This window comes from Comamonas composti DSM 21721 (assembly GCF_000429845.1).
Classification (GTDB): Bacteria; Pseudomonadota; Gammaproteobacteria; order Burkholderiales; family Burkholderiaceae_C; genus Comamonas; species Comamonas composti.
Map to the genome: position 1 here is coordinate 13,488 of NZ_AUCQ01000007.1, position 14,860 is coordinate 28,347.

Sequence of the window (14,860 nt, forward strand, 5' to 3'; positions counted from 1 at the left end):
ATCAGCCCTCGCCGTCCTCACCGTCCTCGGGTGCGCCCGTGCCCAGCAGGGGATCGTCAGGATCGGGCGCGGGCAGCTCCTGCACATCGCGCAGCTTGCGCTGGATGGCGCGCGTGCGCACGCCCATCTGCTCGAAGCGCCTGGCCGCAGCGTCGATGGATTTGCGCGTGGCGTCCACCACCTCGCCGAACTTGGCGAACTCGGTCTTGACCTGGCCGAGCACGGCCCAGACCTCGGACGAGCGCTTTTCGATGGCCAGGGTCTTGAAGCCCATCTGCAGGCTGCTGAGCATGGCCGCGAGATTCGCCGGCCCCGTCATCATCACGCGGCACTCGTTGTGCAGGGCCTCGACCAGGCCCGGGCGGCGCATGACCTCGGCAAACAGGCCTTCGGTGGGCAGGTACAGCACCGCAAAATCCGTGGTGTGGGGCGGGCTCACGTACTTGGCGTAGATCTTCTTCGCCTCCAGCTTGATCGAGGACTCGAACGCATTGCCCGCGGCCTGCATGGCGGCCTTGTCGCCCGCATCCTGGGCATCCAGCAGGCGCTGGTAGGCCTCCACCGGGTACTTGGCATCGATGGGCAGCCACACGGGGGCCTCGTCGCTCTTGCCCGGCAGGCGCACTGCGAACTCCACCATCTCGTCGCTGCCCGGCACGGTCTTCACGTTTTTCGCGTACTGCTCGGGCGTGAGCATGTTCTCCATGATCGCGCCCAGCTGCAACTCGCCCCAGGTGCCGCGCGTCTTCACATTCGTCATCACGCGCTTCAAGTCGCCCACACTGCCGGCCAGGGTCTGCATCTCGCCCAGGCCCTTGTGCACCTGTTCCAGCCGGTCGCTGACCAGCTTGAAGGATTCGCCCAGGCGCTGCTCCAGCGTGGCATGCAGCTTTTCATCCACGGTGCGGCGCATCTCGTCCAGGCGCTGGGCGTTGTCGCTGCGTATGCGCTCCAGCCGCTCGTTGAGCGTGGCGCGCAACTGCTCCGCCCCGGACTGGCTGGACTGGGACAGCCCGGCCAGCTGCTGAGTCACGGCATCCTGCAGCACCGCGAACTGGTGGCGCATCTGCTCGCCATTGCTGCCCAGCTGGTCCTTGAGCGCCGCACCCATGGTGGTCGTGCCGTGGGTGAGCTGCTGGCTCACATCGCTCTTGAGCGAATCCAGCGTGCCGCGCAAGGTCTGGGCCAGGGCTTCGAAGCGCTGCTGCACATGGGCGCTCAACTGCACCCGGCCCTGCTCGGCCGTCTCGCGCGCCTGGCTGCCCTCCTGGCCCAGCCGCAGCGCCAGCTGGCTCAGCTCCTGGCGAAAGGCACCCAGCGCCTGGGCCTGCTCGCTGCGCCCGGCCTGGGCATCGGCCTGGACCTGGGCCAGATGGGCCTGCAACTGCTGGGCCATGCGCTCCATGGCGCCATCGCTCTTGGCCACGGCCATCTGCGTGGACTGGGCTCCTCGCTCGATCTGCTGCAGGCGCAGATCCAGGGCCTGCAGGCCCATAAGCAGGCGCTGCTGCAGCGCCCCCCCCTCCTCCGCCCCCGGCCTGGCTCGCCGCCACAACAGCCACAGCGCAAAGGCTTGCAGCAACAACAAGACGGCCCAGGCGGCCCACCACAGTCCTGGAGATTGATTCACGGCGCTTCCAAAAAAATAGCTGGTAGCGCTTACCCATCAAGCGCAACCAGCCTATTTGACTACAAAACTCAGGTCTTGCCGTGAACGCCTGCGCCCAACCCTGCGCGCGCTTGGGCCGCCCCGGCATCGGGCTGGTTGACGGGCGTGCGCGGCGGCCGGCCTGCGATCAGCATGTCGATGAGGTTGTCGGCCGCCAGCTCGGCCATTGCCCGGCGCGTGCCCAGCGTGGCACTCGCAATATGGGGGGTGAGCACCACATTCGGCACGCTCAGCAGAGCGGGATGCACGGCCGGTTCGTCCTCGAACACGTCCAGGCCCGCAGCCGCGATGCGCCGCTCGCGCAGCGCCTGCGCGAGGGCGGCATCGTCGACGATGCCGCCGCGCGCGATGTTGATCAGCGTAGCCGAGGGCTTCATCTGCGCCAGCTCGGCTGCGCCTATGGTGTGGCGGTTCTCGGGCGTGTAGGGCAGGACCAGCACCACATGGTCGGCCTGGGCCAGCAACTGCTGCTTGTCCACATGGCTGGCCTTGCACTCGGCCTCGATCTCGGGCGCGAGGCGCGAGCGGTTGTGATAGAGCACCTTCATGCCAAAGCCATGGGCGCCGCGCCTGGCAATGCCCTGGCCTATGCGGCCCATGCCGATGATGCCCAGCGTGCTGCCGTGGATTTCGGCGCCCACGAACATGTCGTAGCGCCAGCTCTTCCAGCGGCCTGCGCGCAGATAGTGTTCGCTCTCGCTGATGCGCCGCGCCGTGGCCATGAGCAGCGCAAAGCCGAAATCGGCCGTGGTCTCGGTGAGCACATCGGGCGCATTCGTGCCCTGCACGCCGGCCGCCGTCATGGCCGCCACATCGAAGTTGTTATAGCCCACGGCCATGTTGGCCACGATCCTGAGCCTGGGACAGGCCGCGAGCAGGGGCGCGTCTATGAGCTGGGTGCCCGTGCTCAGAACCCCGTCCTTGTCCTGCAGGCGGGCGATCAAGGCTTCGGGGCTGAAGGCCAGATCCTGCTGGTTGGACTCCAGCTCGAAATGCTGCTCCAGCTTTTGCACGACCTCGGGCGAGATCGCGCGCGCAACCAGAACACGGGGCTTGTGGGCCATGCTTGTCTCCTGTGCCTACTTGAACCAGATGAAGCTCATGATCACGAACAAGGGAATCAGGATCGCGATCGACCAGAGCATGTAGCCGAAGAAGCTGGGCATCTTCACGCCGCGCTCCTCGGCAATGGCCTTGACCATGAGGTTGGGCGCATTGCCGATATAGGTGTTGGCTCCCATGAACACGGCGCCCGCCGAGATCGCCGCCAGCGTGCCGGCCATGGCCGTCATGAGCTCGGCCGCATCGCCGCCTGCGGTATTGAAGAACACCAGATAGGTGGGCGCATTGTCGAGAAAGGACGACAGCAGGCCCGTGGCCCAGAAGTACATCAGCGTGTCGGGCGAGCCGTCCGGGCGCGTGACCGCGCTGACGATGGCGCCGAACGGCCCGTCGACGCCGGCCTTGAGCATGGCGATCACGGGGATGATGGTCAGAAAGATGCCCGCGAACAGCTTGGCCACTTCCTGCATCGGTGCCCAGCCGAACTCGTTGGACTGGTGCACGCTCCTGGGCGTGAGCCTGAGCGAGATGATGGTCACGGCCAGCAGTCCCAGATCGCGCACCAGGCCCGGCAGGCCCACATGGGTGCCGGCCAGCTCGAAGCCTGCATCCGTGCGCCACAGCCCGCTCATGAGCACCAGCGCGCTGACGACCAGCAGCAGCACGAAGTTGAATCCGCCATCAAAGCCCAGGCGGCTGGGGCGGCCGGCCTCGTCCAGGCTGGGCGTGGGATCGGGCAGGCCGGTCTCGCCCGCGCGCCTGAACATCCAGCTGTCGAGTGCATAGAACAAGGCCAGCAGCACGCCGACCAGGAACAAGGTCTCGGGGAAGATGTGGCCCACGGTCCAGAAGAAATCCACGCCCTTGAGAAAACCCAGGAACAGCGGCGGATCACCCAGGGGCGTGAGCGAGCCGCCCGCGTTGGAGACGATGAAGATGAAGAACACCACCACATGCACCTGGTGGCGGCGGTTGTCGTTGGCGCGCAGCAGCGGGCGGATCAAGAGCATGGAAGCTCCCGTGGTCCCCATGAAGCTGGCCAGCACCGCGCCCAGGGCCAGCATGCCCGTGTTCAGGCCGGGCGAGCCCACAAGATTGCCGCGTACATAAATGCCGCCCGAGACCGTATACAAGGCCGTGAGCAAAATCACGAACGGCAGGTACTCGGCCAGCAGCGCGTGGATGAGGTTGGCAGCAGCCGCGCCCGCACCATGGACGGCCGCAAAGGGCAGCAGGAAGGCCAGCGCCCAGGCGGCCGTGAGCTTGCCGAAGTGGTGGTGCCAAAAGCCCGGTGCGAACAAGGGCATGAGCGCGATCGACAGCAGCATGCCCGCAAACGGCACGCCCCACAGCACGGAGAGCTGGGCGCCATCGATTTCGGCTGCCCGGGCCAAGCCGGGCAGGCAGGCCGCGATCGCGACCCAGGCCCAACGGAATGCATGCATGAAAAAGTCTCCTTGGAATCGGTCAAAAACACCGGCGCCCTGGCTTCGCTGGCCTGGCGCCGGCTGGCGGGCAGGCATCAGGCCGGCGCGGCGATCTCGAAGACCTGGCGCAGATAGGCCAGGTATTTCTCGTCATCGCACATGCTCTTGCCAGGCGTGTCCGACAGCTTGGCGACCGGCTGGCCGTTGCAGCGCGTCATCTTGATCACGATCTGCAGCGGCACATGGTCAGGCGGATCGCCGAGATCATTGGTCAGATTCGTGCCGATGCCGAAGGCCAGCTGGCAGCGCCCGTGAAAGCGCTGAAAGAGTTCTATCGTACGCGGCACGGTCAGACCATCGCTGAAGATCAGGGTTTTGCTCAGCGGGTCGATGCGGTTCGCACGGTAGTGCGCAACCAGCCTCTCGCCCCACTCGAACGGATCGCCGCTGTCATGGCGCGCGCCGTCGAACAGTTTGCAGAAATACAGGTCGAAGTCGCGCAGGAAGGCGCTCATGCCATAGACATCCGACAGCGCAATCCCGAGATCGCCACGGTACTCGCGCGCCCAGGATTCGAAGCCGAAGACCTGGCTGTCGCGCAGCCTCGGGCCCAGCGACTGGCAGGCCTGCAGATACTCATGGGCCAGCGTGCCCAGCGGCTTGAGACCCAGCTTCATCGCATACAGCACATTGCTGGTGCCCGCCAGTTGGGATGGCGCGCCGCCCGCGACAGCGCCCACACCCGCGCCGAGTCGCGTGCACAACACGCGCAGTACCTCCTCGTGCCAGGCGCGTGAAAAACGCCGACGCGTGCCGTAGTCGGCAAAGCGCAGTGCCTCCAGCCCGGGGCGCTGCATGAGGGCGATCTTTTCGCTGAGCCGGCGCCGGCCTTCGAGAAAATCCGGCGCCGGCCGCGTATTGCGGAAATAGACCTCGTTGACGATGGCCAGCACCGGGATCTCGAAGAGGATGGTGTGCAGCCAGGGGCCCTTGATCGAGATGTCGATCTCGCCGCTGGGCAGAGCCTGGACCGATATGTATTTCTCGTTAAGCTGGAACAGCGCCAGAAAGTCCACGAAGTCGCTCTTGATGAAGCGCAGCGAACTCAGATAGGCCAGCTCCGTATCCTGAAAACGCAGACTGCACAGCGAGCGGATCTCGGCGCGGATTTCATCCACATAGGGAGCGAGCTGCACGCCGGGGTTGCGGCACTTGAAGCGATATTCCACACGTGCGCCCGGAAACTGGTGCAGCACCACCTGCATCATCGTGAACTTGTAGAGGTCGGTGTCGAGCAGGCTGGTGATGATCATGAACTGGGCCGCGCCCATCGGGCTCTCAATGGCAAACAGCGCTCCAGTGTAGGCGATCCGGCTGGCGCAACGCGCCAGAGAACACCGCGGCCAGTCCGGCCCAGACCCAGCCCGATCAGACGGGTGCTGCAGCCTGCGGCTCAGCCCCGCAGCAAGGGGGCAAGTGCGCCCTTGAGGGCCTCGGGCACGGCCACGGGCCGGCGCGTGGCCTTGTCCACATAGACATGGATAAAGTGGCCTGCGGCTGCCGAAAGCGGCTCCCCGGCCGCGAACAGCCCCACCTCATAGCGCACGCTGGAGCTGCCGATGCGCGCCACGCGCAGGCCGGCCTCCACGGTCTGGGGAAAGGCCAGGGGCGCAAAATAATTGCACTGCGTCTCTATGACCAGGCCAATCGTCTGCCCGGCATGGATATCCAGCGCCCCCTGCTCGATCAGATAGGCGTTGACCGCCGTATCGAACCAGCTGTAGTAGACGACGTTGTTCACATGGCCATAGACATCGTTGTCCATCCAGCGTGTGCCTATGCTGCGAAACACCGCATACGCCTCGCGCGGCTGGGCCACGGGCCTCTCGGGGGAAAGATTCTGGGAAGATGCGCTCATGCCGCGCATTGTGCTGCCTGCCGGGCGCAAAACCCCTCTCAAGAGCCGGTACCTGTCACCTGAAGGACGCAAGGCATGCAAAATCGATACGCGGCACCTTGGCACAGCGAAATGTAATCAGAACGACATAAAAGCAATTTAAAATCAATTGCTTACATAAAAACCACAGAACAGCGCCGTTTTTTGCTGCATTGCAGCAAATTCCTCTTGCTTACTTTGTCACATTCCATAGAATAGAGGCATTGCTGCACTGCAACATGGCATTGGGCCGAACCGGTACAGCTTTTTCCCGCCAACCCAGACCTTCATGGTCCGTTTTTACGGAGATTGATATGAGCTTGACCCCTGACCAAATCCTGAGCGCCCACAAAGCCAACGTAGAGACCCTTTTCGGTCTGACCAGCAAGGCCTTTGCCGGCGTCGAAAAACTCGTGGAACTCAATGTGACGGCCTCGCGTGCCGCCCTGAGCGAAGTTGCCCAGCACACCCAGGCCGTGCTCAGCGCCAAGGATGCCCAGGAGCTGCTGGCCCTGCAGGCCAACCTGTTCCAGCCCCTGGCCGAGAAGACTGCCTCCTATAGCCGCCACCTCTACGAGATCGCCAGCGGCACGGGCGCAGAATTCGCCAAGACCTTCGAGAGCCAGGCCAGCGAAGTGCAAAAAGGCCTGACCTCGTTGATCGACAGCACGGCCAAGAACGCGCCCGCAGGCAGCGAAACCGCCGTGGCCGTGATCAAGAGCGCCGTGACGGCTGCCAACAACGCCTTCGAATCCGTGCAAAAAGCGGTCAAGCAGGCATCGGATCTGGCCGAAGCCAACTTCAATGCCGTGACCACGCCCGTGGCCGAAGCAACGCAGGCCGCGTCGCGCAAGCGTTGATGACAAAGTCCTACAAAGATGGTGTGCAACAAGACCGTAGTTACCCTTAGAATTGCACCCATCGCCGGTTGAAAAACCGACACCAGTTGTCTCCTTGGATCCTCCTGAAATCTTGTTTCACGGATCCTTTTAAACCCAGTCGCAAGACTGGGTTTTTTTTCGTCCCTGCGCTGCCAATCACCTTGCATGGGCTCTCGGTATCTGGCGGCAGGACATGTGCCAGAGGCTATGATTGAGAACAGTTCTCGTTATTCGCTTTCTCATAAGCATCTTCCATAAAGGCCAGCCCGCATGTCCAGCTCCCTCAAAGCCCTGTTCAGTGTTTGTGCCATCGCAGCCGCCTCGGCGGCCTATGCCGATGCCCAGATGCTGAACCTGTACTCTGCACGTCACTATTCGACCGACGAGGAGCTGTACAACGGCTTTACCAAGGCCACGGGCATCAAGATCAACCGCGTGGACAGCGATGACGCCGGCATCATTGCGCGCCTCAAGGCCGAGGGCCAGTCATCGCCAGCCGACGTGATCCTGCTCGTCGACGCTGCGCGCCTGTATCGCGGCGAGGTCGACGGCCTGTTCCAGCCGATACGCTCCAAGCCGCTGGAAGACGTGATTCCCGCGAATCTGCGCGCCCACCCGGCTGCCGACGGCAGCATCAGCTGGTTTGGTCTGTCCACGCGGGCCCGCGTCATCGTCTACAACAAGGCCAAGGTCAAGCCCGAGGACGTGGCCACCTACGAATCCCTGGCCGACCCAAAGTTCAAGGGCCAGCTGTGCATACGCTCGGGCTCCCACCCCTATAACCTGAGCCTGTTCGGCACCATGGTCGAGCACCTGGGCGAGCAAAAGGCCGAGGCCTGGATCAAGGGCATGACGGCGAATCTCGCCCGCACCCCAAAGGGCGGCGATATCGACCAGATCAAGGGCGTGGCCTCGGGCGAATGCACGATAGGCGTGAGCAACAGCTACTACCTCGCACGCCTGATGCGCTCGGCCAAGCCCGAGGACCAGGCCGTCGCGGCCAAGGTCGGCGTGGTCTTTCCCAACCAGAGCAGCTGGGGCACGCATCTGAATATCGCCGGCGGTGCCGTGGCCCGCCACGCCAAGAACAAGGACAACGCCATCAAGTTCCTGGAATACCTGGCCAGCCCCGTGGCCCAGAACTATTTCGCCAACGGCAACAACGAGTGGCCTGCAGCCAGGAACGTCGAGCTGGACAACCCTGCGCTCAAGACCATGACGCAGGGCAAGCCGTTCAAGAGCGAGACCATTCCGATCAGCGCCGCAGGCAGGAACCAGGTCAAGGTTCAGCAGATGCTGGACCGCGCCGGGTTCCAGTAATCAGCCCGCCAAACGGCTCGCGCCGCTTGCCCCCGAGGGAGGCGGCGGCCCTTGCCCGCTGCCCCCGATATTTCCCGCATCAGTGTGAGAAGCCATGCTGAAAGCAGACATCCGGCACACTCGCCCAGCCCGCCTCTCCCGGGCTCCTCTCTGTCTTTCGGCGTCAGTCATTCAAGATCAAAAAAGCGTGTAGCGCTCGCCAGGCAAGCGCTACACGCTATCAAAAAAAGCTGACCGAGCTTAGAGCGTGTTTACGATCTCTACGCTGCCGCGTTGGAGCGCAATCGGGATGAGTTCAAAGCGATGGGGCGCAGCTTGCACCGGGGTGCAAGCAAGCTTTAGCGCTAGAAAATAGCCCGATTTCACTCCAGCCCTTCGGGCCAGTGCCTTTGCGGGCGGTCTGCAGCGTTGCGAATCCTCGCAATAGCACGGCTATTGCTGCGGTGTCGCGCCTTGCATCCCATCCCGCACAGACACTGGCGCGGCACCGAGGAGATCGTAAACACGTTCTTAGAACTCGTAGTTGGCCGAAACCCACAGGCGCCGGCCTTCGAGCGGATTGCGATAGCGGTTGCCGTAGGTCACGGTATTGCCTGTGCGGTAAGGCTGGTAGTCCACAAAGTCCTTGTTGAACAGGTTGTAGACGGCGGCGTTGATGGTGAACTTGGGCGAGACACGGTAGCTGCCGCCCAGGTGAAGCTGGGTATAGGCCTTGTAGTCGCCAAGGGTCTGGGCTGCAGCCACGGTGCTGGCTGAAGTGCCGGGGTCGCGGAAACGTTCGCTGCGGTACTCGGCGCGCAGCCAGCCGCTCCACTGGGCCGAAGGCTTCCAGTCCAGGCGTGCGTTGACCGCATGCTTGGGCGTATCGGTCAGCGGCTTGCCCTTGTTGGCTCCACTTTTCTGCTCGCTCTTGGTGTAGGTGTAGTTGGCGCTGGTGGACCAGGCCTTGCTGATCGCATAGCGTGCGCCCAGCTCCAGGCCGCGCGTATTCGCCTTGTCCACGTTGACCTGCTGGCCGAACATGTCCACATTGGGCCAGTGACCGAAGTCCACGCAGTCAGGCCGGTTGGGCTGGCCTGCAAACGAGCAGTTGGGCAGGCCCGGGCCGCTGGTGATCTTGTCCTTGAAGTCGTTGTTGAACAGCATGGCGTTCAAGCCAAAACCCTGGGCGTTGTCAAAGTAAACGCCCAGTTCGGTGCTGCGGCTGGTTTCGGGCTTGAGGCTGGGCGTGCCAATCAGCGGAATCGTGCCCTGACCACCAAAACCATTGATGCCCGGCACCAGTTGCTCCACACGCGGCGTCTTGTAGCCGTTGCTGACACCGCCCTTGAGCGTCCATTGCGGCGCGGCATTCCACACGCCGTAGACACGCGGACTGGTCTTGCCGCCGAAGATGCTGTGCCTGTCGTAGCGAGCACCCAGGGTCAGCTTGAAATCCTGGGTCAAGCTCCACTCGTCCTCGGCAAACAGGGCTTTTTGCGTGAACTTGAATTGCTCTGGCGCCACGCCGTCCACCATGCTCGCCTGCCACCACTGACCACCCAGGGTGGTCAAATGATTGGCCCAGGGCATGACCAGCTTGGTGTCCAGCACCTTGCTTTGCACTTCCAGCGTACGCGGACCGCCTTCCACGGCGCCCGGCGTTCCCTTGGGAATTGTGCGGCCTATGGTTTCGGTCTGATTGACCATGTAGCTGCTGTCCCAGGTGCCGAAACCATAACGCCCGGTGTGGGCAATGCTCCATTGGTCACGGTTGTACTTTTGCGCGGTGGCATAGCCGCCCGTCAGCGAGCCCATTTGCCCGCGCCCATTGTCATAGGTCTGGCGACCGGTTTCGGCATCGAAAATGATGTCGTGATAGCGGTTGGGCGTGATGGACAGGCGCGCGCCCATGGTGTTGACGCTGGACTTGACGGGATTGCCCCCCATGCTGGGCACGACGATCTGGCCATTGTTGCCCTGGTAGTTGATGTCCGCCCCTTCGCGATGAAAGCGGCTGCCGCGAATCGCCAGACCCACCAGGTCTTGCTTGATGGGCCCGCTCAGGTAGAACTTGCCCGCGTGCGTGTCGCCGAATGAAGACTCCTGCTGCAGCGTGTAGTCCACATTGATGGAGCCGCCCCAGGTCTTGCCGACCTTGCGGGTGATGATGTTGATCACGCCGCCCATGGCATCCGAGCCGTAGAGCGTGGACATGGGGCCGCGTATGACCTCGATGCGCTCGATGGCCGACATGGGTGGCAAAAAGCTGGTCTGCGTGCCGCCGAAGTCGTTGGGCGTGACATTGCCCGCCGAGTTCTGGCGCCGCCCGTCTATGAGCACCAGCGTGTACTCGGGCGGCATGCCGCGAATGCTGATGTTGGGGCCGCCGGTCTTGTCCGTGCCAGCCCCCACGTCCACGCCCTCGACATCCTCCAGCGCCTGGGCCAGGTTGCCAAACCGCTTTTGCTCCAGATCCTGGCGCGTAATCACGCTGATCGAGGCCGGCGCCTCCCGGATGTCCTGCTCGAAGCCCGAGGCCGAGACCACGACTTCGCGCATCGTCGTCTCTTTTTCAGTGTCGGACTGGGCCCAGGAGATATGGGAAACACAGGCCAGGGCGGCAGCAACCGCCAGCGGTGCCGGGCGTAAGAGCGTGTTCACGATCTCCTCGCGGCGCGCCAGTGTCCTCAAGGGTTTGGAGCGAAATCGGGCGATTTGTTCGCGCAGGCCCTTGCTTGCACCCTGGTGCAAGCTGCGCCCCATCGCTTTGAACTCATCCCGATTGCACTCCAACGCGGCAGCGTAGAGATCGTGAGCACGCTCTAAGGCAAAGGAAATCATGAAAACACTCCAAAGGATTGAAAAAGCCAAATCGGTTTGGCGTATCGCTTTGAAATGCTTTGTTATGCGTTACTGGTGACCGGATGTTCAAATCATATACAAACACGAATCACTCTTGTTTTCTTTTTCAAATAAAAACAGATTGCTATCAAAAAAAATCAATACACATCGCGCCTGTAGCGTCCTTGCAAGGCAAGCGCATCAAGCGGCTCGCTTCCCAGCAGCTCCCGCAGCAACTGGTCCACGGCCTGAGCCATGCCTTGCTGGCTGCCGCAGACATAGATCGCAGCGCCGCGCTCCACCCAGGATTTGAGCCGCCCGGCTTCGGCCGCCAGCACATGCTGCACATAGCCGGGGGTTTGCGCATGGCGCGACCAGGCGCGGTCCAGCCTGGCGAGCTGCCCCTGGGCCAGCCACTGCTGCAACTGCGCATCCAGCAAGGCATCGTGCTCGGGATGGCGCTCGCCAAACACCAGCCATTGATCGGCGCAGCCTCGGGCAACACGGGCCTTGATATGGCTGCACAGTCCTGCCAGGCCCGTGCCGTTGCCGATGAGGATCAAGGGTCGGTGAGCGTTGTCGCCCAGCCTAAATCCGCTGTGCGCACGCAGGCGCAGCGCCAGCCGCCCGCCCTCCTCCAGGCCCGTGCACAGCCAGTCCGAGGCCAGGCCCGGCGTGCCATCCGCGCGCGTGCTTTGCCTGACCAGCAGTTGCAGGCAGCCATCGCTGCTGACGTTCGCAATCGAATAATCACGCGGGCGCTCGGGGTCGGACTCCACGCACAAGGAGACCAGGTCGCCCGATTCCCAGGTCGGCAGCGCGCCGCTCTCCGGGACCCAGTCGAGCAGGTAGACTGCCCCGCCCTGGCTGCCCGGGTTCAGGCGCTGTCTGCGCTGCAACACCCAGAGCCGCTCGGGCTCGGGCTCGGTCCAGGCATCGGCCTGCCGGCCTGTCAGGCGCTGCACCAGGCCGCCCACAGCCTCGCGCCAACTGCGCAGGACGGCCTCGTCCATATTGCTCATGCACAGCATGGCCGTCTGTGCCTTCTGGGCCTCAAGCCATGCCTGCACGCGCAGGCCAAACGCACAGAACTGCACATATTCCCTGTCGCCCAGGGCCAGCACATGCGCTTCGTGGCCCTCCAGGTCCAGGGGCTTGTCCAGCATGCGGCGCACAAAGCCCAGAGCCTGATCAGGGGCATCGCCTTCGCCGCAGGTGGCGACCACCCACAGACTGTGAGCGCAGGCCCTGAGGTCGGCTTGCGTGATCTCCTGCAGGCTCATCAGGCGCACGGCGCAGCCCGCTTCGTGCAGCACGCGTGCACTTTCATGGGCCAGGGCTTCGGCCTGCCCGGTCTGGCTGGCATAGGCCACGAGCACCGCAGGGCCGTGACCACTGCCGGCCTGCAGTTGCTGCTGTTCGCGCCGGGCCGCCTGGCTGCGCTGGCGCTGGCGCCAGGCAATGCCCGCGCACAGGGCCACATAGGCCGCCATCAGGGCCAGGGCTGCGCCCACCCGGGCCGAGCTGAGTATCCAATCCATCTTGTGTATCCGCAGCAGGCCCGGCCTACTCCATTGTGTTGTGCAGCTCCTGCCAGGCCGGGGTGCAGCGCCTCAAGGCCGGCTGACTTGCCGCATCCTCGTGCTCATGGAACACGGCGGCGAGTCCCCTCGCCAGAGCAAAGTCCCATCCGGCCTGCGGCCCCAGCACCGTGAGCACCGTGGCCAGCGCATCGGCATGCATGCATTGCGTATGGCACACGGTCACGCTGGACAGCGCATGGGCCACGGGCCGGCCGCTGCGCGGGTCCAGCGTATGCGAGTAGCGCTTGCCCCCTTCGGTGAACACATGCCAGTGATCGCCCGAGGTCGCCAGAGCGCCCTCGCCCAACTCGACCGTCAGGGGTCGGCCTGCGCCCTGAAGGTCGCCAGCCAGCCCCGCCACCGCCACACGCCATGCGCGGCCATCGGGGCGCTTCCCCCAGGCCTTGAGCTCCCCGCCGATTTCCAGCAAGCCGCCATCCCAGCCTGCCTGCTGCAGCCGCTGCGCGACCCAGTCCACGGCAAAGCCCTTGGCAATGCCGCTCAGATCGAGTTGCAGGCCGCCGGGCTGGCGCAGTCTCCGGCTCTGCGGTTGCCATTGCAGGCGCTCATGACCGCTGACGGCCAGGGCCTGGTCTATGTCGGCCTGCGCAGGGCTGATGCCGCTGTGCGCGGCCAGGGGCTCGGGCCTGGGCCCGAAGCCCCAGAGCGAAACCAGCGCACCCAGAGCGGGATCCCAGGCACCGCCGCATGCGCGTGCCCATTGCAGGGCAGCGTCGAGCACCTCGGCAAACTGCACCGGTAGTTCATGCCAGCTTCCGGCTGCCGAGCGGTTGAAGCGCGTGATGGCCGAATCCGGCTCCCAGTTGCTCATCTGGGCAATGACCTCGGCCAGCGTGCCCTCGACCAGTGCCTGCACGGGCTCCAGCTGTGCATAGCCCGGGTTGGCCAGCTTGAGCGACCAGCTCGTGCCCATGGTCGCGCCACCCAGGCTGTGCAGGCGCGCGTCATCCCTGTGCTGCATGTGCAGCCGGGGCCAGGCCTGAGCGGCAAAGCCCTGGGCCACGACTGCGGCCCGGGCCGAATCCCCGGACGGGGTGCTGCCGGGCAGACGCCAGACACTGGCGTCATAACGTATGCGTATGGACTGGCTCATGCCTTGATCACTTTCGAGGTCACTCGTGATTTCATAGCTGGTAGCGCTTGTCCAGTGTGCGGTTGAGGCACTTTTGGCTTGTTTTTTGATCAGGGCAGGACTTCCAGCGTGGCCACATAGGCCAGACGGCGCTCCTTGGCCAGCGAGGATGTGGTCTTGCTGTCCTGGGCATCGGCGTCCAGCCAGTACAGGCCGGCTGCCGGGAACTTGATCTTGAACTGGCCCTTGGCATCGGTCATCAGCTTGATCTCGTCCACGGCATCGCGGTAGCGCTTGCCATCGAGCACGAGCACGACTTCGACGTTCGCCGCAGGCTTGCCATCCACATGCATGGCAAAGCTGGCTTCCTCGCCCACGACCAGGTCGTTGGGATGGCTGACGGGTGCCAGCTCCAGGCCCTTGCCGCTGAGCTTCCATGCAGACGGCTTGCCCAGGGAGACGAAAGTCTCCACGCGGCTCAGGCTTTCGTTGATGCGCACGTCCTTGGCGTCGGACGGTATCTGCTTGGACAGCTCCTCGGCCGATGCCGCGCGCAGGCGCTTGTTCTGGCCCGCAGCGTCCTTGAACATGCCAGTGAAGCCATGGCTGACGATGGCCAGCTGATAGGTTCCGGGCTTCTCGGGCTTGAGATCGAACACACTGCGCAGCTCGCCCTTGGCCTGGTTCTGCGCCGCCACGGCACTGCCATCGGGCGCGGTGATGCGCAGATTGTCCAGCGCCAGCGGGCGATGGTTGAAGAAGAACAGGTCGTTGGATACGGCGGCATCCACCGTGACCCAGTCGGCCTTGGACAGCACCGTGCTGGAAGGCTTCATCCACACGTTGTGGGCATGCGCCCCCAGGGTTGCGCAGGCAAGCGTCAGCGCGGCGGCTATGCGGGTCACAGAAAACATGGGTCTCTCCTTGGAAGTAATCGAATAAGTATCTGGATGCCGTGGATTTCGTCAGGCTCACGCCACACGCACGGCGCATGCAGCTCGCACAGCCCAGAGCCCGGATGCCGGGCCGTCCTGCAGCGCGGACCTGCACCAACAGCTGCCGCTTC

Annotated in this window: 11 protein-coding genes; 2 read left to right on the forward strand and 9 right to left on the reverse strand. The window is 64.0% G+C overall.

Annotation, left to right across the window (positions count from 1 at the left end):
• Position 1: 1 nt before the first annotated feature.
• The 5 genes from rmuC to G486_RS0106625 all read right to left on the reverse strand — a co-directional run bounded on the left by rmuC (position 2) and on the right by G486_RS0106625 (position 6,076).
• Positions 2-1,495: a DNA recombination protein RmuC gene (gene rmuC, locus G486_RS0106600; RefSeq protein WP_084455117.1), complete on the reverse strand. Its 1,494-nt coding sequence runs from the start codon at positions 1,493-1,495 to the stop codon at positions 2-4.
• Between the two features lie 203 nt (positions 1,496-1,698).
• A complete protein-coding gene (locus G486_RS0106605; RefSeq protein ID WP_027014831.1) occupies positions 1,699-2,733 on the reverse strand; it encodes a 2-hydroxyacid dehydrogenase in 1,035 nt (344 codons plus the stop codon).
• Positions 2,734-2,748: 15 nt separating this feature from the next.
• Positions 2,749-4,176, reverse strand: a complete 1,428-nt coding sequence (locus G486_RS0106610) for a sodium:proton antiporter (RefSeq protein WP_027014832.1) — start codon at positions 4,174-4,176, stop codon at positions 2,749-2,751.
• A 77-nt stretch (positions 4,177-4,253) separates the two neighbouring features.
• Complete coding sequence (gene pncB / locus G486_RS0106620) at positions 4,254-5,471, reverse strand: nicotinate phosphoribosyltransferase (protein WP_027014833.1); 1,218 nt, start codon at positions 5,469-5,471, stop codon at positions 4,254-4,256.
• A 140-nt stretch (positions 5,472-5,611) separates the two neighbouring features.
• Positions 5,612-6,076, reverse strand: a complete 465-nt coding sequence (locus G486_RS0106625; protein ID WP_027014834.1) for an acyl-CoA thioesterase — start codon at positions 6,074-6,076, stop codon at positions 5,612-5,614.
• Between the two features lie 332 nt (positions 6,077-6,408).
• Here G486_RS0106625 and G486_RS0106630 point away from each other — a divergent pair, with 332 nt between their 5' ends.
• Both G486_RS0106630 and G486_RS0106635 read left to right on the forward strand, forming a co-directional pair.
• Entirely contained in the window at positions 6,409-6,954 is a 546-nt protein-coding gene (locus G486_RS0106630; RefSeq protein ID WP_027014835.1) for a phasin family protein, read from the forward strand.
• 291 nt (positions 6,955-7,245) lie between these two features.
• A complete protein-coding gene (locus G486_RS0106635; RefSeq protein WP_027014836.1) occupies positions 7,246-8,295 on the forward strand; it encodes a Fe(3+) ABC transporter substrate-binding protein in 1,050 nt (349 codons plus the stop codon).
• Positions 8,296-8,805: 510 nt separating this feature from the next.
• On the opposite strand, the gene G486_RS0106640 is transcribed toward G486_RS0106635, so the two are convergent.
• From G486_RS0106640 to G486_RS0106655, 4 genes are all read right to left on the reverse strand, one after another.
• Complete coding sequence (locus G486_RS0106640) at positions 8,806-11,118, reverse strand: TonB-dependent receptor domain-containing protein (RefSeq protein WP_455350716.1); 2,313 nt, start codon at positions 11,116-11,118, stop codon at positions 8,806-8,808.
• Between the two features lie 158 nt (positions 11,119-11,276).
• Positions 11,277-12,659 (reverse strand): sulfite reductase subunit alpha, encoded by a 1,383-nt coding sequence (locus tag G486_RS0106645; RefSeq protein ID WP_027014838.1) that lies wholly within the window; start codon positions 12,657-12,659, stop codon positions 11,277-11,279.
• 25 nt (positions 12,660-12,684) lie between these two features.
• On the reverse strand, positions 12,685-13,815 hold the full coding sequence (locus G486_RS0106650; protein ID WP_034386842.1) for an FAD:protein FMN transferase: 1,131 nt from the start codon (positions 13,813-13,815) through the stop codon (positions 12,685-12,687).
• Positions 13,816-13,904: 89 nt separating this feature from the next.
• Positions 13,905-14,708: a DUF4198 domain-containing protein gene (locus G486_RS0106655; protein WP_027014840.1), complete on the reverse strand. Its 804-nt coding sequence runs from the start codon at positions 14,706-14,708 to the stop codon at positions 13,905-13,907.
• Positions 14,709-14,860: the final 152 nt, after the last annotated feature.

What these genes read in the sequence shown, in the direction of transcription:
- rmuC (WP_084455117.1), bottom strand. Translation starts at nt 1,495, where the DNA reads ATGGGCCTGCAGGCCCTGGATCTGCGCCTGCAGCAGATCGAGCGAGGA.
- G486_RS0106605 (WP_027014831.1), bottom strand. Translation starts at nt 2,733, where the DNA reads ATGGCCCACAAGCCCCGTGTTCTGGTTGCGCGCGCGATCTCGCCCGAG.
- G486_RS0106610 (WP_027014832.1), bottom strand. Translation starts at nt 4,176, where the DNA reads ATGCATGCATTCCGTTGGGCCTGGGTCGCGATCGCGGCCTGCCTGCCC.
- pncB (WP_027014833.1), bottom strand. Translation starts at nt 5,471, where the DNA reads ATGATCATCACCAGCCTGCTCGACACCGACCTCTACAAGTTCACGATG.
- G486_RS0106625 (WP_027014834.1), bottom strand. Translation starts at nt 6,076, where the DNA reads ATGAGCGCATCTTCCCAGAATCTTTCCCCCGAGAGGCCCGTGGCCCAG.
- G486_RS0106630 (WP_027014835.1), top strand. Translation starts at nt 6,409, where the DNA reads ATGAGCTTGACCCCTGACCAAATCCTGAGCGCCCACAAAGCCAACGTA.
- G486_RS0106635 (WP_027014836.1), top strand. Translation starts at nt 7,246, where the DNA reads ATGTCCAGCTCCCTCAAAGCCCTGTTCAGTGTTTGTGCCATCGCAGCC.
- G486_RS0106640 (WP_455350716.1), bottom strand. Translation starts at nt 11,118, where the DNA reads ATGATTTCCTTTGCCTTAGAGCGTGCTCACGATCTCTACGCTGCCGCG.
- G486_RS0106645 (WP_027014838.1), bottom strand. Translation starts at nt 12,659, where the DNA reads ATGGATTGGATACTCAGCTCGGCCCGGGTGGGCGCAGCCCTGGCCCTG.
- G486_RS0106650 (WP_034386842.1), bottom strand. Translation starts at nt 13,815, where the DNA reads ATGAGCCAGTCCATACGCATACGTTATGACGCCAGTGTCTGGCGTCTG.
- G486_RS0106655 (WP_027014840.1), bottom strand. Translation starts at nt 14,708, where the DNA reads ATGTTTTCTGTGACCCGCATAGCCGCCGCGCTGACGCTTGCCTGCGCA.